Below are 21,630 nucleotides of genomic sequence, written 5' to 3'. Positions count from 1 at the left end.
CCACCGGCTCCGCGCGATACGGAGCCGACAAACGGAGCATACGATGGACAAGACCGCGAGCGGCTGGATGAATGGATTCATCGGCGTGTTGATCTTCAGCGGCTCCCTGCCGGCAACGCGCGTGGCGGTCAGGGATTTCGATCCGACATTCCTGACGTCGGCCCGGGCGGCGATTGCCGGCCTGCTTGGCCTGGCGCTGCTGCTTCTGTTTCGGCAGAAACGCCCGGAGCGCGGCGATCTGCTGTCGCTGGTGATCGTCGCACTTGGCGTGGTTGTCGGGTTTCCCCTGCTGACCGCGTTGGCGCTCAAGCACGTCACCACGGCCCATTCCATCATCTTCGTCGGCCTGCTGCCGTTGGCGACCGCGATCTTCGGCGTGCTGCGCGGCGGCGACCGTCCGCGCCCGGCGTTCTGGCTGTTTTCATGCATCGGCAGCGCGCTGGTCGCGGGTTTTGCCCTGACGCAGGGCGTGACGGCCTCGCCGGTGGGCGATGGTCTGATGCTGGCCGCCATCATCGCCTGCGGCCTGGGCTATGCCGAGGGCGCCGCGCTGTCGCGCAAGCTCGGCGGCTGGCAAGTGATCTGCTGGGCGCTGGTGCTGTCGCTGCCGATCATGCTGGTGCTGACGCTGATGACCATGCCGCCATCGTTCGAAGGCGTCGGCGTCAGGGCGTGGATAGGGCTTGCCTATGTCTCGCTGTTCAGCATGCTGATCGGCTTCGTGTTCTGGTATCGCGGGCTGGCGCAAGGCGGCATCGCCGCGGTCGGGCAGTTGCAGCTGCTGCAGCCATTTTTCGGATTGGCACTGGCAGCGACGCTGCTGCACGAGCAGGTCAGCCCGCTGATGGTGGTCGTCACGCTTGGCGTCGTGCTCTGCGTCGTAGGCGCCAAGCGATTCGCGAAGCAGGAATTGCCACGACGCGCGATCGCCTGACGACGGTGCCGTCCTCGCCCAATGCATGTCGCCCAAAAGTGGCCCCGGTTTTGGGAGAACGACATGCATAAAAACAAGGACCTAAAGCGCGTCGCCTGGATCCGTTCAAACGCGACGCGCTTTAGAACTTCGTCACCACTCCAATACCAATCCCCTCGAAGCCGCCCATCGCCATCAAGGCCGCGGGCGCCTCGTCGAGACTGATTCTCTTGCCGACCAGCAGTTCGGGCTTCAGCTTGCCGTTGCGGATCATGTCCATCATCGCCTGGTAGCGGTAGGCCTGCATGCCGTGGCTGCCAAGGATTTCGAGTTCGAAGGCGATCACCTTGTCCATCGGCACCTGCGGCCGGGCATGCTCGCCCAGCATCAGGCCGACCTGCACATGGCGGCCGCGCCGGCGCAGATTGGATATCGAATTGAACGAGGTGGTGGGGTGGCCGAGCGCGTCCATCGACATATGCGCGCCGCCATTGGTGATCTGCTTGACCGCCTTGACCACGTTCGGCGTCGTAGATGCATTGATGGTGGCGACGGCGCCGATCTTTTTGGCGAAATCCAGTTTCTCGTCGGTGAGATCGATGGCGATGACATTGGCGCCCATGGCGCTGGCGATCATGATCGCCGACAGGCCGACGCCGCCGCAGCCATGCACCGCGACCCATTCGCCCGGCGTCACCCGGCCCTGGTCGACGATGGCGCGAAACGAGGTGACGAAGCGGCAGCCGAGGCTGGCGGCGGTGGCGAATTCCATCTCGTCGGGTAAGCGCACTAGGTTGGTGTCGGCGTGTTCGATGGCGACATATTCGGCGAACGAACCCCAGCCGGTGAAGCCGGGTTGGGTCTGATGCTCGCAGACCTGGTGATTGCCCGAATTGCACTCGAAGCAGCGGCCGCAGCCGACGGCGAACGGCACGGTGACGCGCTCGCCGGCCTTCCAGCGGGTGACCTGCTTGCCGGCGGCGACGACGATACCGGCCAGTTCGTGGCCCGGTACATGCGGCAGCGTGATGCCATCGTCATGACCCATCCAGCCATGCCAGTCGCTGCGGCACAGACCGGTCGCTTCGACCTTGATGACGACGCCATCGGCTGCCGGCTTCGGATCGGGAACGGTCTGGATCGTCGGCGCTTCGCCGAATTTCTCGAAGACGACGGCTTTCATCGGTCACTCCACCCTCTGTGCTGCAGGAAACGATAGCCGATTCCCTGTCTGGTCGAGCGGAAATCGATTCCGCCACGCCTGTTGGCAGGCAGCAGCTCTTAACCGGTTTCGCGGTTGCGAAAGTCGGCAAGCCGGGTTTCGCCGGGGGCAAGCTGCCGCCCGTCCTCGGCATGGACTTCCAGGCGCTTGATCGGCCGGCCGGTGAGATTGTCGACCATGAAGGTATAGGGTTCGCCCGGTCCGGCGAAGTAGGTCTCGCCCCATTGCCGCAGGGCAACCAGGACATAGAACAGGCCGCGTCCCTTTTGCGTCAGCACATATTCATGGTGCGCGCTGCCGTCGGGTGCCGGGACCGTTTCGAGGATGCCATGCGCGACGAGATTGCGCAGCCGCGACGACAGGATGTTCTTGGCGACGCCGAGGCTCTTCTGGAATTCGCCGAAGCGCCGCAAGCCGTCGAACGCGTCACGCACGATGAGCAGCGACCACCAGTCGCCAATCGCGTCCAGTGGTCGCGCTATGAGGCAATCCGCTTCGTGGTGGCTCGTTCGTTTCACCATGGCAGTCGTTGGTCCAGCATTCGATTTTCGGTTGCAACATAAAACTGTTCTGCCTATCCAGCAAGAGGTTTCAAGTTGAAACCTTTTATGGAGAGAGCAGACATGAACATGCAGGTGGTGAACAGCGGTGCAACAAGCCTCGAGCAATCCGATGGGCCGCCTCGGGTGGCGCCGCCGCCTGCGGGATTGTCACGATTGACCGCGCTGATCTTCGCCATCGCCTGCGGCCTGAGCGTTGCCAATGTCTATTTCGCCCATCCGCTGCTCGACGCCATGGCGCATGATTTTGCTATCGCGCCGGCCTCGGTTGGCATCGTGGTGACGGTAACGCAGATCGGCTATGGGCTCGGCCTGTTCTTTATCGTGCCGCTGGGCGACCTGTTCGATCGCCGCAAGCTGATTGCCGGGCAGGCGATTCTGTCTGCCGTGGCGCTGGTGGCGGTCGGGGTCGCGCCCAATGCGGCGATGCTGCTGGCGAGCCTGGCGGTGGTCGGGCTGCTTGCGGTGGTGGTGCAGGTGCTGGTCGCCTTCGCTGCCGACCTCGCCGTAGCGTCGCAGCGGGGGCGGGCGGTCGGCACCGTCACCAGCGGTGTCATCCTGGGCATCCTGCTTGCCCGCTTCGCTTCAGGGGTCGTCGCCGATTTCGCCGGTTGGCGCTGGGTTTATCTTGTCTCGGCCGGGTTGACGCTTGTCATGGCGATGGTTCTCTACCTGATCCTGCCGCGCCACGAGGCGGAGCGGCCACGCACATCCTATCCGCGCCTGCTCGCTTCGGTGCTGCTGCTGTTCGCGCAGGAGCCGCTGCTGCGCGTGCGGGCGGTGCTGGCCATGCTGATCTTCGCCAGCTTCAACGTGCTGTGGGCGCCGCTGGTGCTGCCGTTGAGTGCTGCGCCATTTTCACTTTCGCATACCGAGATTGGGCTTTTCGGCCTTGCGGGCGTCGCCGGCGCGCTCGGTGCGCGCTGGACCGGCGGCCTCGTCGATCGCGGCCGCGGCCAGTTGGTCACCGGCTTCAGCCTGCTGCTGATGATGGCAGCCTGGCTGCCGATCGCCTTCATGGGCATGTCGCTGTGGCTGCTCGTTGCCGGCATCGTCATGCTCGATCTGGCGATCCAGGCCGTCCACGTCACCAACCAGAGCCTGATCTTCGCCCGGCGCCCGGATGCGCGCAGCCGACTGGTTGGCGGCTATATGATCTTCTACTCGGTCGGCAGTGCCCTGGGCTCCATCGCCTCGACCATGGCTTACGGTGCAATGGGCTGGAATGGCGTCTGTGTGCTTGGCGCCGGCATCGGCCTGTTGGCGCTGCTGTTCTGGGCGTTGACGCTGCGCGTCGGCAGATAGGCCTATGGCGACGGCGCGGTGTCGAGAAGCGGCTGCCAGGCCCGGAACCAGTTGCTCGCCTCGGCCTGCCATGGCCAGATGCCGTCCACAGTGGGATAGATCAGCTGGAGAACACGGAAATCCAGGCCGTCGTAGAACCAGAGGTCCCAGCCGAAATGCTCGCGGTAGTGTTCGATGTGAACGGTGCCGAATTGACAGTCGAAACCTTCGATAAAACCGGACGATCGCTGCCCTGGTTGGAAAACCTCGCCGGAGCGGACGCGGCTGCAATACTCGTTGATGATGAACTGGGAGATTTCCGGCTTCAGGCCGATGACGATGAGTTCCGGCGCCTTGAAGTTGTGCTCTATTCCAACCGAATAGGTGAAAGGCGGATCGTCGCCTTCCTCCAGCACATGCAAGATGTGGCAGCCATAGGCCTCGATATCGGCCAGCGCCTTGGCTTCATCCGGGTCAGTGGCTTCTCTACTCGGCATCGAGCTGGTTCTGGGGCGCGGCTTTCTGGAAGGCCGGCAGCGCCATGCAGGCGGCGTTGATGCGCGCGATCGTCGGGTAGGGCGTCAGATCGACGCCAAACCGGGCGTTGCTGGCAATCTGCGCGGCGAGGCAGATGTCGGCCAGGCCCGGCGCATCGCCATGGCAGAATGTACCCGTCTCCGCCGACGACGCCATGATCTTTTCAAGCGGCCGGAAACCCTCGTTCACCCAGTGGCGGAACCAGTTGGTGATGTCTTCGTCGCCGGCGCCGAACAGAGTGCGCAGCGAGGTCAGCACGCGCAGATTGTTCACCGGGTGGATGTCGCAGGCGATCATCTGCGCCAGCATTCTCACGCGTGCCCGGCCGGCCGGGTCCTTCGGCAGCAGCGGTGGTTCCGGTTTGGTCTCGTCGAGGAACTCGATGATCGCCAGCGATTGGGTCAGCAGCGTGCCGTCGCCGAGGATCAGCGCCGGCACCAGCCCTTGAGGATTGACCGCGAGATAGGCTGGTTCCAGATGCTCGCCATGGCGCAGATGATGCGGGACATAGTCGTAGCTCAGCCCCTTCATCTCCAGCGCGATCCGCACCCGATAGGAGGTGGAGGAGCGATAGTAGTTGTGCAGGATGAGTTCGCTCATGGCCTCACTTCGGTTGGCCGATGGTCACTTCGATGGTCCCGATGCCGTCGACGCCGCCGGTCATCGTGTCGCCGACGCCAACCGCGCCGACGCCTGCCGGCGTACCGGTGAAGATCAGGTCGCCGGGCTCGAGTTCCATCGCCTCGCTGCAGATCGACACGATATCCGATATCGGCCAGATCAGTTCGGCGAGGTCGGCGTCCTGCCTGACCTTGCCGTTGACGGCGAGCCAGATGCGGCCTTTCCGTGGATGGCCGGATTCCTGCGCTTGCACCAGCGGGCCGCAAGGGGCGGAGCGGTCGAAGGCCTTCGACCAGTCCCAGGGCCGGGCGGCCTTCTTGGCCTCGTCCTGCAGATCGCGGCGGGTGAGGTCGATGCCGACACCATAGCCCCAGACATGGTCCAGCGCCTTGTCGCGGGGAATGCGGAAGCCGGCTTTGCCGATCGCGGCCACCAGTTCGATCTCGTGGTGCAGATTGGCCGTCAGCGGCGGGTAGGGGATAGCGGTGCCGGAATCGACCACCGCGTCGGCCGGCTTGGTGAAGAAGAAGGGCGGATCACGCTCGTCATTGCCGAATTCGCGGGCATGCGCCGCGTAGTTGCGGCCGACGCAGTAGATACGGCGCACCGCAAAACGATCGGACGAACCGGCGACGGCCACCGATGCGGTTGCGGGCAGGGGAAGGACGAATTCTGTCATCAAGGGTCTCTGCTTGGTTGCCGGAACATTCGACCGATTTAGGGCCTGGACAAGGCGATTTGGTCGAGAAAGTGCCGGCGGCACTTTCCGCCGGAGATGGCGATATACTATTTGGCAATAATCTGGCCATGGTGGAGAGGTTATTCTAATCGCTCACGAACTGAAATGAACCCCATGACCGCAACCCACGATCGCGCCCGGTTCCTGATCATCGACGACCATCCGCTGTTTCGCGAGGCGCTGCACAGCGCCGTGCAGATGGCCTATCCGGAAGTCGACACGGTGGAGGCGCGCTCGATCACCGAGGCGCTCGATCTTCTGGCCGATGCCAAGCCGTTCGACCTCGCGCTTCTCGACCTCTCGATGCCCGACGTGCACGGTTTTGACGGGCTGCTGCAACTCCGGACCCGCTATCCGCGCCTGCCCGTGGTCATCGTCTCAGGCTATGAGGAGCCGAAGATCATTTCTGAGGCGCTGTCCTACGGCGCTGCCGGCTTCATCCCGAAATCGGCGCGCAAGAGCGACCTCGCCGCCGCCATACGCTCGGTGATGGAAGGCGCGATCTATGTGCCGGAAACCTATGAAGGCCGCACGCCGGACGCCGAAAGCGTCGACCGCGCCGACATGGTGCAGCGCCTGTCGACGCTGACGCCGCAGCAATTGCGCGTGCTGCAGATGCTGCGCCAGGGTCTCCTCAACAAGCAGATCGCCTACGAGCTGCAGGTGGGCGAGACGACTGTGAAGGCGCATGTCTCGGAGATATTGCGCAAGCTCAATGTCTATAGCCGCACGCAGGCGGTGATCGAGGTGTCGAAGCTGGACAATGCGGAGCTGTTTCGGGACCAGGCGGGATTTTGAGCTTTGCTGCGCTCGGCCCTCTGGAGATAAATGACCAGCTAAGCCAGCAAATGCGCCAGCAGCGCCCTTAGTTGTGCCGGTTTCAGCGGCTTGCGCATCAGTTCGATGCCGCCGGAGCGGGCGGCTTTGGCGACTGCTTCCGAACTGTCGGCGGTGACGATCAGCGCCGGCACGGCGCGGCCGAGATAGTCGCGGACTTCAGCGATGGTCGTGGTACCGAGATCGCCGCCGTCGAGATGCTGGTCGGCAATGACGATGTCGGGCACCCAGTCGGTGTCGCCAAGCATGTCGAGCGCATCGTCGGTCGAGGTCGCGGCCCGCACCAGGCATTGCCAGCGTTCGAGCAGGAAGGTCATGGCCTGCAGCACCTCGATATCGTTCTCGACCAGCAGCACCTTGGTGCCGAACAGGCCATAGCCGCGCGGCCGTTCCATGTCGGCAACGCTGGCGATGGCATCGGCTGGCGCACCGATGCCGACCGGAACATCGATGTGGAAGATCGTGCCGCGTCCGACCTTCGACGAGAATGTCACGGGATGGCCGAGCGCGCTGGCCATGCGGCGCACGATGGCGAGCCCGAGCCCGAGACCGCCACCGTCCAGTTCGGCATTGGCCGGCGAGGTGCCGCGATGGAATTCCTCGAACACCGCCTCGCGCTGGTCGTCGGGAATGCCGCAGCCCGTATCGGCGACGTCGATGCGGATGGTGTCGCCGCGATGTCTGGTGCCGACAAGCACGCCGCCCGAGCGTGTATAGCCCAGCGCGTTGGAAAGAATGTTCTGCAGGATGCGGCGCAGCAGCGTGCGGTCGGAGCGGACCACGGCGTGGACCGGCCGGAATTTCAGCGACAGGCCTTTCATCTCCGCCACCGGCAGGAAATCCGAGCGGAGCGACGAGAACAGCGCCTCCAGGCTGACGTCGCCTATGTCGGGCTGCACCACGCCGGCATCGAGCTTTGAGATGTCGAGCAGGGTTCTAAGCAGGTCCTCCATCGTCTCCAGCGAGCGCTCGACCTGCCGCACCAGTTTCTTGCCCTCGTCACTGGTCTGAACTTCGGCGAGCGCCGAAACCGAGAGATGGGCCGCGTTCAGCGGCTGCAGCACGTCGTGGCTGGCAGCGGCGAGGAAACGGGTTTTCGACAGGTTCGCCAGTTCGGCGTTTTCCTTGGCGGCGCTGAGGTCGATGTTCGACTGCTCCAGCCGGCGCAAGGTCGAGTGCAGTTCCTCGGTGCGGGTGCGCACCCGGTTTTCCAGCGAGATCGCGGTCTGGAACAGCGAAAAGGCGTTGCCTTGCTGGTCCATAGAGCGCTCGACGCGGCTGACCAGTGCCGCGTTGATCTTCTTCAGCTTTTCAAGATCGTTTATGTCCCTCAGCGGCATCTTGTTTGCGCCGTCCTATTCCGCCGCCTGGCGCTCGCCAAAGGCGATGCCGGTGAAAGTCTGGTTCAGATGCATCGACCGGTACTGTTCGCCATAGGTGCCGAAGCCGATGACATTGTTGACCCGGTAGAGTTCCGAGATCTCGCGAAATACCTGCCGATTGCGCGCGTCCAGCCGGCGCAGCACGCAGTCGAAGCCGAGGATCATGTCGATACCGCCAAGCCTCTCCTCGACATCGCGCAGGGCGGCGCGCGTCGATTCGACCATGTCCTTGGGTTGAGCGATCGACAGCACAACGCCATCGTCTATGGCGCAGAAGAACGACAGCGAGCCGTCGGCATGCATCTTCTGGATCGACCGGCAATAATATTGGCCGCCCACCTTCACCACCACGGGATGCGAGGCGAAGCTCAGTGGCGTCAGCATCTGCGCGACGATGCCGACGGACGCGGAATATTCCTGCGCCGCATTGGTGGCATTGAACTCGCGCACGATGCGGTGATCGGGATCGGAAGCCGTCACCACCAGTTTTTCATCGGTGGGAACGAAATTGTCGGTCTTGAAGACATGGAAGGGAATTTCGGTCGATATCAGCACGATGATGGCGCTGTCGGAGGTGACCTTGCCGTTCGAGATCAGGCGCGTCGTCTCGAATTTCAGATCGTCGCCGGCGGAGCCGCCAAGCAGCGGAATGTCGTCGAGGCCCCAGTGGATGGCTGAACTCACCGCTTCTTCGGCATAAGAGAGCCCGTCGATGAAGCAGAGCGCGAAAGTGCCTTTGGTCCGATCGCAACCAGGGCGCGCGCGCAGCGATCGCCGCAGGGTCTCCACCTCGCCGGTGATCCTGTCCATACCCGACGAGGACAGATTTTCGACCATCACGCTGACGGCGGTGAACGCGGTGGACGGAAGCAGCATGGCCAGCACATGGCCATCCTCGAGACCTTGCGGCGTGATCTCGCCGGCAGTCGAACAGCCGGCGTGGTGGAGCGCCGGTGCGTGGGTCATGAGCGCCTGGGAAAGGGCGCTGGCTTCGACCAGGCTCTGGGAAAAGAACAGCAGGGCAAAGCCTGCGTCGATGGCGGCTGCTTCCAGTGCGATCGCCTTGGCGAACGCCTCCATGTCGGGCTCGTCCGTAGTGAGCGCCGACAGGCCGCATGCATAGCGCGTCTGTGAATTGGCCAGCGATGTTCTCCGCATTTCCTCCGACGCTTTTTTGTGCGCGGCTGTTTTTAAATGCTTCTGGCGCGCGGGCGTCGACCGACATTGTTGCCTTCAATCGGCGGTTTGGCAATGGGGCCACCGGCACCGCATGTTTGGGCGCGGCCATGACCGAAAGTACAATGTTCCGCGTTTGCGACGTGCTGTTTTTTGTCCGATGTGCGGTGTACGAATAATGCACCACCGAAGCGCGAATACCGCGTCGGCAGCGTGGATACCAAGGTTGATACCCAGGGAGGGACCATGTCGGACGTTTCGTTGATGGTGAACGGAAAGCGGGTCAGCGGTGCTGCCGAGGACCGAACACTTCTGGTTCACTTCCTGCGGGAAAATCTCGGCCTTACCGGCACGCATGTCGGTTGCGACACCTCGCAATGCGGTGCCTGCGTCGTCCACGTCGATGGCAAGGCGGTCAAATCCTGTACGATGCTCGCGGTGCAGGCCTCCGGCTCCACCGTGCTGACGATCGAGGGCCTGGCCAATGGCGCCGACCTGCATCCGGTGCAGGCCGCCTTCAAGGAACATCACGGGCTGCAATGCGGCTTCTGCACGCCGGGCATGATCATGACGGCGACCGACATGATCAGCCGCCACCCCGAAGGGCTCGACGAGGCGACGGTGCGTGCCGAGCTCGACGGCAACATCTGCCGCTGCACCGGCTACCACAACATCGTCAAGGCGATCCTCGCCGCATCGACGACGATGAAGGGGTCCAAGGGTAAGGCGAGACAAGCTGCTTAGGCAAGGGAATAAGGGAGTAGGGCAGTAGGGGAGTAGGGCAAAAAGGCCAACGCAACGAGGCCCTTTTTCCCTAGTCCCTTACTCCCTACTGCCCTACTCCCATAATTCCGGAGGAATTTCTGATGGGCATTGAAGGTGTTGGCGCTCGGGTCGCGCGCAAGGAAGACAAACGGTTCATCACGGGCGCCGGCCGCTATGTCGACGACATGGTGGTTCCCGGCATGAAGCACGCCGCCTTTGTGCGCAGTCCGCACGCGCATGCGCAGATCAAGAAGATCGATGTGAAGAAGGCCCAAGGCATGCCCGGCGTCATCGGCGTGCTGACCGGCAAGGAACTCAAGGCCGACGGCATCGGCAATCTCATCTGCGGTTGGATGATCCACTCCAAGGACGGCTCGCCGATGAAGATGGGAGCGTGGTCGCCACTCGCCTTCGACCGGGTCCGTTATGTCGGCGACGCCGTCGTCATCGTCGTCGCCGAGACCAAGGGGCAGGCGCGCGACGCCGCCGAGGCGGTCGAGATCACCTACAAGGAGCTGAAGGCCGTCGTCGATGCCTCCAAGGCGATGGACAAGGGTGCGCCGCAAATCCACCCCGAAGCGGACAACAATCTGATCTTCGACTGGGACATCGGCAATGCCGACGACACCGCGGCGGCTTTCGGGAAGGCAGCCCATGTCGTCAAGATGGACATCATCAACAACCGGCTGGTGCCCAATGCCATGGAGCCGCGCGCCGCACTTGGCCATTACGACAAGGCCGAGGATCACTATACCTGCTGGACGACCTCGCAGAACCCGCATGTGGCGCGGCTGGTGATGAGCGCCTTCTACAATGTCGCGCCGGAAAACAAGCTGCGCGTGATCGCGCCCGATGTCGGCGGCGGCTTCGGCTCGAAGATCTACATCTATCCCGAAGAGATCGTCTGCCTGTGGGCGTCGAAGAAGACCGGCGTGCCGGTCAAATGGGTGGCCGACCGGACCGAGAGTTTTCTGACCGATGCGCATGGCCGCGACCATCACACCCATGCTGAAATGGCCTTCGACAAGGACCACAGGATCCTCGGCCTGAAGGTGGAAACCCAAGCCAATCTCGGCGCCTACATGTCGCTGTTTTCATCGGCGACGCCGACCTATCTCTATGCGACTCTGCTGTCGGGCCAGTACAACATCCCGGCCATCCACGCCAATGTGAAGGCGATCTACACCAACACCGCGCCCGTCGATGCCTATCGCGGGGCAGGGCGGCCGGAAGCGACCTTCGTCATGGAGCGTATGATGGAGACGGCGGCCCGCCAGTTCGGCGTTTCGCCGGCTGAGTTGCGGCGCAAGAACTTCGTCACCTCGTTTCCGCATCAGACGCCGGTCATCATGTGCTATGACGCCGGCGACTATGCCGCTTCGCTCGATGCGGCAATGCAGGCGTCGGATTATGCCGGCTTCGCCAAGCGCAAGGCCGCCGCCGCCAACAAGGGGCTGCTGCGCGGCATCGGCATGAGCTGCTACATCGAGGCCTGCGGCATCGCGCCGTCTGCGGCCGTCGGCTCGCTCGGCGCCGGTGTCGGCCTTTGGGAATCGGCGGAAGTGCGCGTCAACGCGGTCGGCACGATCGAGGTGCTGACCGGCTCTCACAGCCACGGCCAGGGCCATGAGACGACCTTCGCGCAACTGGTCAATGAGCGCTTCGGCGTGCCGCTCGATTCGGTCTCGATCGTGCATGGCGATACCGACAAGGTGCAGATGGGCATGGGCACCTATGGCTCGCGCTCGGGTGCGGTCGGGATGTCAGCCATCGTCAAGGCGCTCGACAAGGTAGAGGCCAAGGCCAAGAAGATCGCGGCGCACCTGCTCGAGGCCGACGAAGGCGACATCATCATCGAGAACGGCGCGCTGAAGGTGGCCGGCACCGACAAGAACGTGCCGTGGTTCCAGATGGCGCTGGCCGCCTACACTGCCCACAACCTGCCGGGCGGCATGGAGCCCGGGCTCAAGGAGACGGCGTTCTACGATCCGTCGAATTTCACCTTCCCGGCGGGCTGCTATATCTGCGAGGTCGAGGTCGACCCGGAAACCGGCGTGACCGAGATCGTCCAGTTCGTCGCCGCCGACGATTTCGGCAACATCATCAATCCGATGATCGTCGAGGGCCAGGTGCATGGCGGGCTGGCGCAAGGCATTGGCCAGGCACTGCTCGAAGGCGCCCATTACGACAACAGCGGACAATTGCTGACCGCGAGCTACATGGACTACACCATGCCGCGCGCCGGCGATCTGCCGTCGTTCAAGGTCTCGACCTCGAACACGCCTTGCCCGGGCAATCCGTTGGGGATCAAGGGTTGCGGCGAGGCCGGCGCGATCGGCTCGCCGCCGGCGGTGATCAACGCTATCACCGACGCCATCGGCAGCAACGATCTTGCCATGCCGGCTTCGCCGTCCACCGTGTGGGCCGCGATCCGCGCGACGAAACATTGAACGCGAATGGCGAATAGGGGTAGCGAATAGGGAAGAGAATGTTCGCTACTTCCTGCTCGCTCTTTCACCCAGGGGAGAAAGACAAATGTACGCAGTCAACTATCATCGCGCCGCCTCGGTCGCCGATGCCGCCAAGCTGATCAAGACCGGCGACGCCAAGCTGCTTTCGGGCGGTATGACGCTGATCCCGGCGATGAAGACGCGGCTTGCCGCGCCGTCCGACCTTGTCGACCTGTCGCGGATCACGGAGCTGCAGGGCGTCACGGTGTCGGGCAAGACCGTCACCATCGGCGCTGCCACCACGCATAATGCTGTTGCCAATGACGAGAAGCTGAAGAAGGCCTGTCCGGCGCTTTCCCATCTGGCATCGCTGATCGGCGATCCGGCGGTGCGCCACAAGGGAACGATCGGCGGCTCGATCGCCAACAACGATCCGGCGGCCGATTATCCGGCGGCGCTGCTGGCGCTGGGCGCCACCATCATCACCAACAAGCGCGAGATCGCTGCCGACAAGTTCTTCAAGGGCCTGTTCGAGACCTCGTTGAAGGACGGCGAAATCGTCACCGCCGTCACCTTCACCGCGCCGGCCAAGGCGGCCTATGAAAAATTCCGCAATCCGGCATCGCGCTACGCCATCGTCGGCGTGTTCGTGGCCAAGGGCAAGGATGGCGTCAGCGTCGCCGTCACCGGTGCCGGCGACGACGGCGTTTTTCGTTCGAAGGAGATCGAGGCAGCATTGGCCAAGAATTTTGCGGCCTCGGCACTCGAAGGGGTGAAAGTGCCGGCGAAGAATTTGATGACCGACATCCACGCCTCGGCCGACTATCGCGCCAATCTGATCACGGTGATGGCCAAGCGCGCGGTGGCTGCCGCCAACGCCTGACACGATCCGTTGTGGACACGGAGAAGGGGTCATGCGGCCCCTTTTCCTTTTGTGGCGACCTGTAGTTGCCCAAACTTTTGATGGAATCGCCCCCGCACCAATCGTTTGCCTGAGCAATTTCTTCCGCCGACACTTCACCTGGAACTGCACCGGCGGCAATCTCGCACTTGCACAAATCCATATTGCACTGCAATATGGATTTGGGCGGGAATGCGAGCCGGGTTCGAAATGTCGTGCCCTTTCGCATGCCTATTTGCGAGAGGATCGGCATGACCGACATTTCCGCGACGCATGTCGTTCCGTCCCGATCCGCCGCCGACAGATCAACCAGAACAAGACTGGCCTATCTCGACGGCTGGCGCGGGCTTTCGATCGCACTGGTGCTGATCGGCCATTTCTTTCCGGTTCCGGGAATCAATCTTGGCGTGCTGGGCGTCGAATTCTTTTTCGTGCTCAGCGGCCGGCTGATGGGCGAGATCCTGTTCATCGAACGCTACCCGCTGAAAAAATTCTTCAAACGCCGCTTCTCCCGCATCTATCCGGCTCTTCTGGTCTTCGTAGTCGTCGCGATGATTGCGCTGTCCGGCACATTCATCGCCTTCAAATGGAAGGCGGCGCTGACGGCGCTGACATTCACCTACAACTATGCCGGCATTCTCGTGACGCGGGCAGGGGCGCTCGACCATATCTGGTCGCTCTGCATCGAGGAGCACGCCTACATCATCCTGGCGCTGATCAGCGTCATCGTCTCAAGTCGCTCTCGCGTGGTTGTGCTGCTCCTGGCGCTGGCCTTGCTGGCCATGGCCAATGGCGCGGTTTCGTACTGGGTCTTCGGGATGGACTACGAAACCACCTATTGGCGCACCGACGTGCACATCGCGTCGATCCTGCTGTCGGCTTCGATCTGCCTGCTGAAGGCCGACGGCATGCTGCCGGCGTTTTTGAGAGGCAAGCATGTGGCCCTGGTGGCGACGTTCTGTGCCGTTGTCCTGTTCCTGGATCAGGTGCCGACGCCGATCCACTATCTCTTCGCGGTGCCGCTGCTGGCTCTGGCCGTCAACGCACTCGATTTCAGCCCACGGTATATTTCCGGATTGCTGTCCTCCTGGCCGATGGCGACGCTGGGTCTGTGGTCGTACTCGCTCTATCTGTGGCAGCAGCCGTTCTACAAATTCGTCTATGAGCAAGGCGTCATGCCGATGCCGATGCTAGCCGCAGTCTTCGCTTGTGCGGCCTGCAGCTACTACCTCATCGAGCGCCCGGCGCGCGAATGGCTCAACCGCAACTGGTGAGCAACAGGGCGTTCAGGCCGTCTTGCGGCGCGCCCGCCCTCTCTATGCCTGCAGCGATCTGACGTAATAGCGCACTGCTTTCTTACCGCCATGGATCACTGCGTCGCCGGCCTCAGTGAAGCCAAGGGCGGCGTGAAAGACATCCGAGGCAGGGTTCGGCGGGTCGGTGTTGACTTCGCAGGTGACCAGATTGTAGCCGGCGCGCTCAACATGGCCGAACAGATCCTGATAGAGCCGGCGGGCATGGCCTCGGCCGCGCGCGTGCGCCGCCACGACAACCCGGTCGACATAGACGAAGCGCTCGTAGCGTTCGCGAAACCAGAGGAAATTCGGGCTGTCGTAGCGGGCGTCCTGGTCGAAGGTCATGATGAAGGCTTCGAGATCGCCGATGCGCCTGGTGTAAAACGCTTCGCCAAGCAGGAAGGACAGCCGCTCAGCCTCCAGCCACGACAGTTCTGCGGCATGCTCGTTGTTGAGCGCCAGGATCGCCGCTTCGTCTGCGGCCGATACACGGGCTATCGGGGCAGGGGTCGAGGTCATGCCTTGGCTGCCGCGATCGTTGCCGCCACCAGTGATGTGTCGGTGAGCGTGTTGCGGTATTCGCGATCGAGATCGGAACCACCCATGCCGACATGGGGATTGCGGTAGTCCATGGCACTCGGCACATCCTTGAGGGCGGCAAAATGCATTTCGGACAGGCCGGTTTTGCTGCGCACTTCGGCAATGTTGTGCAAATCCAGTCCGCCGCAGCCGAGGATGACGATGCGCTCGCCGGCCTGCCGCACCAGATCCGCCAACAGCGGCAAGCCTTCGATAGCAGTGTCACGCTGGCCGCTGGTCAGCACGCGGCCGACCTTGCTGCGGATCAGCGATTCGAGCGCCTCGGCCGGGTCGCGCGTCATGTCGAAGGCGCGATGACAGGTGACGTTCAAGGGGCCGGCCGCCTGCGTCAGTTCGCTCATGCGCGCCTCGTCCATGGTGCCATCGGCGTTCAGGCAGCCAAACACCACGCCGGGCACGCCGAGTTCGCGCAATGCCGAGACATCGGCCAGCATCGAGGCATATTCGGTCTCACTGTAGAGAAAATCGCCGCCGCGTGGCCGCACCATGACGTGAAACGGCACACTTGCCTGCTCGAGGGCGGCGCGGACCGTGCCGAGGCTCGGCGTGATACCGCCTTCGATGAGGCTGGCGCATAGTTCGACCCGGTCGGCGCCGGCGGCTTGCGCCGCGAGAAGGCCGTCAATGCCTTCGACACAGATTTCGATCAGCGGAAGGCGGAGAGCTTTGGTCAAGGGGCGATCCAGTCCATGATTTCCCGCCAGCCCTAGCACCGGGCCGGTCGCAGCGAAAGCGCGAACAGCCTTCCGCCTTCGGGCACGGACTTAGCGGTTATTGGCGCAATTCCGTATTCTTCGCGCCTTGCTCGACCTGATCGATCACAAGAAGCTTCACCTCGACATCCCCGATATTGGTGGCCTGATGCCACTGGCCGATCATTTCGATGATGAAATCGCCAGCCTTGTAGGTGTTGCTGATGCCGGTCTCGACATTGGTGACCTTCAGCGTGCCGGCCTGGACATAGGCGTAGCGCGGAAAGGGGTGCCTGTGGACCGGCAAGGTCGCGCCCGACGCGATGTCGTAGGTCGAGACCAGCACCTGCACGCTCTTCTGCGGCAACGTGATCGGTTGGCCGGACGCGGTCGTCGTGCGCGACGCAAGAGGTGTCACGACGACAGGCGTGCCGCTGCTGTCCAGCGCGCGGGCCGGGTTCGCGGAAAAGGCCACCGCGAGCAGCAGTCCGGACATCAAAATTTTTCGCATGATTCGCTCCACCCCTGGCGTCAACATCGCGCAGTGGCCAGCAGCACGCAAGGCAGCGCCTTGGGCACCTGCCTGCCGGCCAAAAATATTTTTGACGTCCCTCTTGAAGGAAAAAAACACGATTACCAGATCGTTTTCCGTCGAGGCTTCGGCTCGACATACTGGCGTCGCAGCGGCGCTGCGACAGCCTCGTAACCCATGTTGCTTCACGGAGGATATGGCTATGAGAAGTTCTGATTATACCCCTCTTTACCGCACAACGGTCGGCTTCGACCGTCTCTTCGATATGCTCGAAAAAAGCGTGCGCTCTGACTGGCCTCCCTACAATATCGAGAAGATTGGCGAGAACGACTATCGCATTACGATGGCTATCGCCGGCTTCGCTCTCGATGAGGTCGAACTCATGCAAAACGGCCCCGAATTGTCTGTCATCGGCCAAAGGAAACCCGACCAGGAAAATCGGGAGGTCCTTCATCGCGGCTTGGCGACGGGCAACTTCAAGCAGGTGTTCAAACTTGCCGACCATGTAAAGGTCAAGGCGGCCAACCTCGAGAATGGCTTGCTGTCGGTGGACCTGATCCGCGAAGTGCCCGAGGAACTCAAGCCTCGGCGCATTGAGATAGGGTCCGAAGCCAAAGCGGTTTCGCTCGAGCAACCCGGCAAGAAGCAGTTGATCGATTCGGATGCGGAGCCCCAGCGCGAGGTCGCCTGATTCCTGGAACCTGGATCTACGGTCCGCCTCCCGGTTCGGCCGGGAGGCACAGTTCGCGGAGAATGGAGATGAGAACCGAAGCCTACAGTTTTCACCAACCTGAACCGAAATATCTTGCCGCGGAATCCGCTGAGTTGCGGACGCCGGATGATGTGCTGAACGAGGAGACGATGACGATCGGTGCAAAGCGGGCTTTGCTCGCTTTCTGGGCTTCCGACGTTCATGCGGTTCCTGACAATCCCGCGTTGCGGCAATTGGACAACGGCGCCATCGTTGAAGTCAGTGACATACTCCGCGCGCTCCACCTCCTGGACGAATCCGGGCGGGAACCGCGTTTTTCAATGTTGCCGTCAGCCGTCAGCCTGTCTTTCGACCGGCGCCGCAGGAAGAGCCGTCTCGGTTGGATGCGGCACCCCTGGCGAGATGACGACGATGATCCGCCGCCAATCCCGGCCTTTGCAACGGTGCCGCCCGGGCGTGGAGGTGGCGGCATGTTGGCCGAGCCGGAGCATGCAATCGCATGATTTCCCGAACCACAACAACCCACCGTGCCGAATGGAGGATTACATGAGTGACAGGACGTTCGACCAACCGGTCCTGGTCAAGAATGGCGAGTTCATTCAAGAAATAGGGTGCCTCGACGACGCGTTCGACTTCTTTGACGAGTGGCCAAGGGAACGGCGGGGTCCGATTTTCGAGACGGCCTTTCGAGCCTGCCAGCGTGCTCACGACGGCCAGGTTCCGCTGACGGTGGCGCGCGATGCCGTCGCCGGCTTCGCAAGATCCGTCAAGATCCTGCAGGACCCGCTTGCTCAGTTTCCTTGGATGGACGGCACAAGGTCAGGTCGCGGTGGGGTTACCGCTTAGCCTTGATAGGGGCGGCGCTACCAGGATGGCCGGGCCTGCATCGTCGTTTTCACATCGCTACAAGGTGATCTGTCCTACCAGTTCACCTTGTAGCGGGGCGGCTCGATCGTTTGTTCGAACTCCTGGTGCGGTTTTTGGCGACTGGCTAGGTCAGCCTCGCAACAGTCAGCGCTAATATAATGTTCGAAGCGTCGCCACAGGAGGTTCAATGGTTTCCGCTATCGCAAGTCAACATCCGCATGTCCCGGAAAAACAAACGGCAGTGGGGAAGCCGCAAACCGGCGAAGGATTTTCGCCGGGCCGCAGCACGGACGCCGTGGGACATCTGGCCAAAATCATGGTTGCCGCAGGCGGCGATATGGATGCTGGCGCGCAAGGCCGCGCGGCATCCAAGATTGCCAGGATGGACATCACGGTTCTGACCGCACCACCCGTAGAAACACCAACAGAGTAAGATATGCTCGTTCGGGCGCCTCCGCGCCGTCATCAGCGGCGTGGGCCGCTCTCGCGGATTACGCCACGGCTCTCAGCGGAGGCTCCGCCATCGTCCCCAGGCCGTCGCATTCCGCGCAGGCGCCCGTCTTTCCGGGGCAGCCGCCCCGATGGGTTCCCTGCGGGCAGCAGTGCCCGTTTGACGCGTGCCACTTGGAGCAGTCGAAAACCCTGCCGCTGCCATGACAGCGCGGGCATTCCATATTCGATGAAATCATACCAATTCTTGCCCAACCCAAACGCACTCGCCCTGCGCCGCAAGTAACAGGAATCATTGCGCTTTCAAGCACATCGCCCTGACTTAAATTGGGGGGATCGACGGATGGCCGGCATCGATGGCGAGCTATTGTTGCGCCGTAATCAGGTTCCCCGTGAAGACCTTGCTCGCCACAAGCCGCGTTGGGCATTGGCCGGCAACAATAGGCTGCGCCGGCTTGTCCCGTTCGTTCTCGGCGGTGACAGCAACTGCGTCATCGGGCTGCGCGTTGGCGGCCTGTGTGGCCGTGGACGCGAAGAGCACCGTCTGGGTGATGAGAGCGGAAACTGCGGCAACCTGGACCAGCACGGCGGCGAGGGCGATCTTCTTCAGCATGCGAGAAAACGCTCTTCGATGTTCCCGGTTCCCCACGCATTCAGGTTTTCTGCTCGCTACGGAACAAGAGACCGGCAGGGCGGTTAACTCGGTTATGCCGAGCAAGATCAAAGAGCCACCATCGACGCCCGCACCGGAGAAGGTACCTGTGCAACGCCGGGACAAAGAAGCCCCGCCCGAGCTTGAGCATGTCGACCCGCCACCCCGAGATGTGCGAGAGGCACCGGCACCCAACCGAACGGCGACAAGAGATAAGATCGCCGAGATCGCAGCAAGGCCTTATGCCTGCTCGCGCGAACCTTCCCGATGCCGCGGCGTCATCGAGAGCGCTGGACAGCGGCGCCAGGTCAAGTTGAGAATCAACCTGCTGACCACGATTTTGCAGACATGCCATAGATCAGCCCCTATGGGCGACCTGACCGTCTCAAGGGCTTGAAAAATTTGGCTCCCCGGGCCGGATTCGAACCAGCGACCAACCGGTTAACAGAGGGTTTCCAATGTGATTTTCTGGATCAGCGTGCGACAGCCTGAATTTCTAAAAATTCTTTGAATAACAATAAATTAGTGTTTCATCCCGTCGCGACCTGTCGCAGCCGGTATCGACAAAGCGCGTGGTTTTATGTAGATCATTCTGTAGATCACTTATGGGCCCGGGCAACCGGTTGTAGCAAGATTGGTCGCTGGACAGATGCCGAAACTCGAACTCACCGACAAATTCTGCCAGGCTGCCAAGGCCGGCTCCGGCCGAAAAGCCGACTATTTCGATACGACCGTCAAAGGTCTTGTGCTGCGCGTCTCGGCGGGTGGGCAAAAGACCTGGTTCGCGGTTTACGGGCCGCCCGACAAGCGGCAATGGTTGAAGCTCGGCACCTATCCCGAGACACCGCTCGGCACCGACAAGGGCGCTCGCCAGAAGGCCAAGGACACTCGTGCAAGCGTGCAAGAGGGCGGCGACCCTGTGGCCGCCAAGAAAGCGCACGCCGCCTCGATGACCGTCTCTGATTTGGTCGAGAGCTATCTCACCCGCCGGGCATCATCGCGGCGGTCGGTCGATGAGATCGCGCGCCGGCTGCGCAAGAATGTGTCCGGCTATGACGCTGACGGAAAGAAGGTCGAGAAGGCATCATCTGGGTGCATCGGCGAGGTGAAGCTCGCGGACCTGCATCGTCGCGACATCACTAAGGCGATCGACGCGGTGAAGGACCGGGGCGCGGCCGTCGAGGCAAACCGGGTGTTCGAGGACATTCGCGCCATGATCCGATGGGGGCGCGGTCGTGGCGATCTGGACAACAACTTGACCGAAGGTATGGCTAGGCCGACCGAAACGGTCGAGCGCGACCGCGTGCTGACGGCCGACGAGATCAAGACGATGTGGGCGGCCTTGCCCGAAGCCGACATGCGGGAAAGCACCCGCCGCATTCTGCGCCTGTGCTTGGTTACCGGACAGCGTGTTGGCGAGATCGCCGGCATGGAGCACGGCGAACTGGACTTGACACGCGACCTTTGGACGATACCAGCCAGGCGCGCGAAGAACGGCCGCGACCATATTGTCCCGCTGTGCGAAATGGCAATCCGGATCATCGGCGATCAGATCGCAGACGTGAAGGCGCTGTCGGAGCGCAAGGGCAGGGCGGTACCGCCTTTCGTTTTTCCTGGACCGGGCGCCCGTGCAGCAGTCACCGGCGCATCTGTCCCGAAGGCAGTGAAGCGAGAAGAGATCAGCAAGCGCGGCGTAGCGATGATCATGGGCATTGCACCGTGGACGCCGCATGACCTTCGGCGATCTGCTGCGACGGGCATGGAAGAAATCGGCATTTCGCCGTTCATCGTCGGGCATGTGTTGAATCACGTTTCGGCGACCAAGAGTACGGTCACGTCGCGGGTATATGCGCGCTACGACTATATGAGCGAGAAACGGGATGCCTTGGAGCGTTGGGCCGATCGGCTTGCCGGCATCATTGCAGGCAAGAGCCACATCGAACCTCTGCGAGCGAAGGCAGTTGCATGAACCGGTCTGAGCAGTCGCCGTTCGACCCCGAAACCCTTCTGCCGCTCGTCGAAGTCTTCGCGGTTGATCCCTCTGACTGCGGCCGCAATCGAATGATTGTCGGCTAATGGACGCGCTTTGCCTTGCCTATCGGGAGCTGTTTCACCGATCCTACGTCCTTTCGGAACGCCGTGACAAACGCACGCCGACACCACCGCCATTTTCAGGAATGAACTCGATGCCGGCATTCTCAAGCGTTTTCTGGAGGAGATATCGCGTTCCTGTTTGAGGAACAGAACGCTCGTTTTCGAAATTGCGAATGGTAACAGCACTCGCGCCGGAGCGGGCGGCGAGATCCTCTTGCGTCCATTTCAACAGCGCTCGTGCGGCGCGACATTGGGAAGAATCCATGCCGCAAACTGGTGATAACTCCCGAAAATCGCAAGCCTTTTCGGAAAACGTTGACAATGGCTTTCTAAAAACAGACAATCCTTT

Annotated in this window: 24 protein-coding genes; 12 read left to right on the top strand and 12 right to left on the bottom strand. The window is 62.2% G+C overall.

Translation table 11 applies throughout. The features are described from left to right. The first annotated feature begins 43 nt into the window (after window positions 1-43). Window positions 44-934: a DMT family transporter gene (locus NP503_RS21520; RefSeq protein WP_127272798.1), complete on the top strand. Its 891-nt coding sequence runs from the start codon at window positions 44-46 to the stop codon at window positions 932-934. 121 nt (window positions 935-1,055) lie between these two features. On the opposite strand, the gene NP503_RS21515 is transcribed toward NP503_RS21520, so the two are convergent. Both NP503_RS21515 and NP503_RS21510 read right to left on the bottom strand, forming a co-directional pair. After that, a complete protein-coding gene (locus NP503_RS21515; RefSeq protein WP_127258661.1) occupies window positions 1,056-2,096 on the bottom strand; it encodes a zinc-dependent alcohol dehydrogenase family protein in 1,041 nt (346 codons plus the stop codon). Window positions 2,097-2,194: 98 nt separating this feature from the next. Continuing rightward, on the bottom strand, window positions 2,195-2,656 hold the full coding sequence (locus tag NP503_RS21510) for a helix-turn-helix domain-containing protein (RefSeq protein WP_127271974.1): 462 nt from the start codon (window positions 2,654-2,656) through the stop codon (window positions 2,195-2,197). A gap of 102 nt (window positions 2,657-2,758) precedes the next feature. Here NP503_RS21510 and NP503_RS21505 point away from each other — a divergent pair, with 102 nt between their 5' ends. Further along, the gene (locus tag NP503_RS21505) at window positions 2,759-4,000 is read left to right on the top strand and encodes an MFS transporter (RefSeq protein ID WP_127273130.1); all 1,242 of its coding nucleotides are present in this window, start codon (window positions 2,759-2,761) and stop codon (window positions 3,998-4,000) included. 2 nt (window positions 4,001-4,002) lie between these two features. Here NP503_RS21505 and NP503_RS21500 read toward each other — a convergent pair whose 3' ends face one another. The 3 genes from NP503_RS21500 to NP503_RS21490 are packed head-to-tail and all read right to left on the bottom strand — an operon-like array spanning window position 4,003 to window position 5,816. Further along, on the bottom strand, window positions 4,003-4,476 hold the full coding sequence (locus tag NP503_RS21500) for a DUF4262 domain-containing protein (RefSeq protein ID WP_127271343.1): 474 nt from the start codon (window positions 4,474-4,476) through the stop codon (window positions 4,003-4,005). Continuing rightward, window positions 4,466-5,116: a maleylacetoacetate isomerase gene (maiA, locus tag NP503_RS21495; RefSeq protein ID WP_127271345.1), complete on the bottom strand. Its 651-nt coding sequence runs from the start codon at window positions 5,114-5,116 to the stop codon at window positions 4,466-4,468. Before maiA ends, NP503_RS21500 begins: the two co-directional genes overlap by 11 nt. Before the next feature lie 4 nt (window positions 5,117-5,120). Next, window positions 5,121-5,816 (bottom strand): fumarylacetoacetate hydrolase family protein, encoded by a 696-nt coding sequence (locus NP503_RS21490; protein WP_127273131.1) that lies wholly within the window; start codon window positions 5,814-5,816, stop codon window positions 5,121-5,123. A gap of 174 nt (window positions 5,817-5,990) precedes the next feature. Between NP503_RS21490 and NP503_RS21485 the strand changes: the two genes are divergently transcribed. Beyond that, window positions 5,991-6,674 carry a response regulator transcription factor gene (locus NP503_RS21485; protein ID WP_027039066.1) on the top strand — a complete coding sequence of 228 codons (684 nt, stop codon included), beginning with the start codon at window positions 5,991-5,993 and terminating at the stop codon, window positions 6,672-6,674. A 38-nt stretch (window positions 6,675-6,712) separates the two neighbouring features. Here NP503_RS21485 and NP503_RS21480 read toward each other — a convergent pair whose 3' ends face one another. Further along, the gene (locus tag NP503_RS21480) at window positions 6,713-8,053 is read right to left on the bottom strand and encodes a hybrid sensor histidine kinase/response regulator (protein ID WP_127270232.1); all 1,341 of its coding nucleotides are present in this window, start codon (window positions 8,051-8,053) and stop codon (window positions 6,713-6,715) included. A gap of 15 nt (window positions 8,054-8,068) precedes the next feature. Then, window positions 8,069-9,253: an FIST signal transduction protein gene (locus tag NP503_RS21475; RefSeq protein ID WP_127270230.1), complete on the bottom strand. Its 1,185-nt coding sequence runs from the start codon at window positions 9,251-9,253 to the stop codon at window positions 8,069-8,071. Window positions 9,254-9,517: 264 nt separating this feature from the next. Here NP503_RS21475 and NP503_RS21470 point away from each other — a divergent pair, with 264 nt between their 5' ends. The 4 genes from NP503_RS21470 (at window position 9,518) to NP503_RS21455 (ending at window position 14,661) form a co-directional block, all read left to right on the top strand. Further along, entirely contained in the window at window positions 9,518-10,015 is a 498-nt protein-coding gene (locus NP503_RS21470; RefSeq protein WP_127272058.1) for a (2Fe-2S)-binding protein, read from the top strand. A gap of 122 nt (window positions 10,016-10,137) precedes the next feature. Beyond that, complete coding sequence (locus tag NP503_RS21465; RefSeq protein WP_127276722.1) at window positions 10,138-12,486, top strand: xanthine dehydrogenase family protein molybdopterin-binding subunit; 2,349 nt, start codon at window positions 10,138-10,140, stop codon at window positions 12,484-12,486. 85 nt (window positions 12,487-12,571) lie between these two features. Next, a complete protein-coding gene (locus NP503_RS21460; protein WP_127268336.1) occupies window positions 12,572-13,369 on the top strand; it encodes a xanthine dehydrogenase family protein subunit M in 798 nt (265 codons plus the stop codon). Window positions 13,370-13,638: 269 nt separating this feature from the next. Next, entirely contained in the window at window positions 13,639-14,661 is a 1,023-nt protein-coding gene (locus NP503_RS21455; protein WP_127268337.1) for an acyltransferase, read from the top strand. 42 nt (window positions 14,662-14,703) lie between these two features. On the opposite strand, the gene NP503_RS21450 is transcribed toward NP503_RS21455, so the two are convergent. The 3 genes from NP503_RS21450 to NP503_RS21440 form a co-directional block, all read right to left on the bottom strand. Next, window positions 14,704-15,201 (bottom strand): GNAT family N-acetyltransferase, encoded by a 498-nt coding sequence (locus tag NP503_RS21450; RefSeq protein ID WP_127268338.1) that lies wholly within the window; start codon window positions 15,199-15,201, stop codon window positions 14,704-14,706. Continuing rightward, window positions 15,198-15,968: a copper homeostasis protein CutC gene (locus NP503_RS21445; RefSeq protein WP_127268341.1), complete on the bottom strand. Its 771-nt coding sequence runs from the start codon at window positions 15,966-15,968 to the stop codon at window positions 15,198-15,200. Before NP503_RS21445 ends, NP503_RS21450 begins: the two co-directional genes overlap by 4 nt. A gap of 85 nt (window positions 15,969-16,053) precedes the next feature. After that, window positions 16,054-16,485: a cupin domain-containing protein gene (locus tag NP503_RS21440; protein WP_127268342.1), complete on the bottom strand. Its 432-nt coding sequence runs from the start codon at window positions 16,483-16,485 to the stop codon at window positions 16,054-16,056. Window positions 16,486-16,708: 223 nt separating this feature from the next. Here NP503_RS21440 and NP503_RS21435 point away from each other — a divergent pair, with 223 nt between their 5' ends. The 4 genes from NP503_RS21435 (at window position 16,709) to NP503_RS21420 (ending at window position 18,518) form a co-directional block, all read left to right on the top strand. Further along, entirely contained in the window at window positions 16,709-17,197 is a 489-nt protein-coding gene (locus NP503_RS21435; protein WP_127268343.1) for an Hsp20 family protein, read from the top strand. A gap of 68 nt (window positions 17,198-17,265) precedes the next feature. Then, window positions 17,266-17,721 (top strand): hypothetical protein, encoded by a 456-nt coding sequence (locus NP503_RS21430; RefSeq protein WP_127268339.1) that lies wholly within the window; start codon window positions 17,266-17,268, stop codon window positions 17,719-17,721. Window positions 17,722-17,764: 43 nt separating this feature from the next. After that, entirely contained in the window at window positions 17,765-18,064 is a 300-nt protein-coding gene (locus NP503_RS21425; protein ID WP_127268340.1) for a DUF982 domain-containing protein, read from the top strand. A gap of 208 nt (window positions 18,065-18,272) precedes the next feature. Continuing rightward, window positions 18,273-18,518 (top strand): hypothetical protein, encoded by a 246-nt coding sequence (locus NP503_RS21420; RefSeq protein ID WP_127272080.1) that lies wholly within the window; start codon window positions 18,273-18,275, stop codon window positions 18,516-18,518. 381 nt (window positions 18,519-18,899) lie between these two features. On the opposite strand, the gene NP503_RS21415 is transcribed toward NP503_RS21420, so the two are convergent. Beyond that, window positions 18,900-19,148: a hypothetical protein gene (locus NP503_RS21415; RefSeq protein WP_127272210.1), complete on the bottom strand. Its 249-nt coding sequence runs from the start codon at window positions 19,146-19,148 to the stop codon at window positions 18,900-18,902. 688 nt (window positions 19,149-19,836) lie between these two features. Here NP503_RS21415 and NP503_RS21410 point away from each other — a divergent pair. Further along, window positions 19,837-21,156 carry a site-specific integrase gene (locus NP503_RS21410; RefSeq protein ID WP_127272211.1) on the top strand — a complete coding sequence of 440 codons (1,320 nt, stop codon included), beginning with the start codon at window positions 19,837-19,839 and terminating at the stop codon, window positions 21,154-21,156. Between the two features lie 150 nt (window positions 21,157-21,306). Here the strand turns inward: NP503_RS21410 and NP503_RS21405 are convergent, their stop codons facing one another. Further along, window positions 21,307-21,546, bottom strand: coding sequence for a helix-turn-helix transcriptional regulator (locus tag NP503_RS21405; RefSeq protein WP_127271801.1), 240 nt, complete (start codon window positions 21,544-21,546; stop codon window positions 21,307-21,309). Between the last annotated feature and the right edge of the window lie 84 nt (window positions 21,547-21,630).

Origin of the sequence: Mesorhizobium sp. SEMIA396, from assembly GCF_024518615.1 — a bacterium.
Lineage (GTDB): Bacteria > Pseudomonadota > Alphaproteobacteria > Rhizobiales > Rhizobiaceae > Mesorhizobium.
The sequence above is the reverse complement of the archived record's forward strand: the minus strand, read 5'-3'. Positions and strand labels throughout refer to the sequence as shown.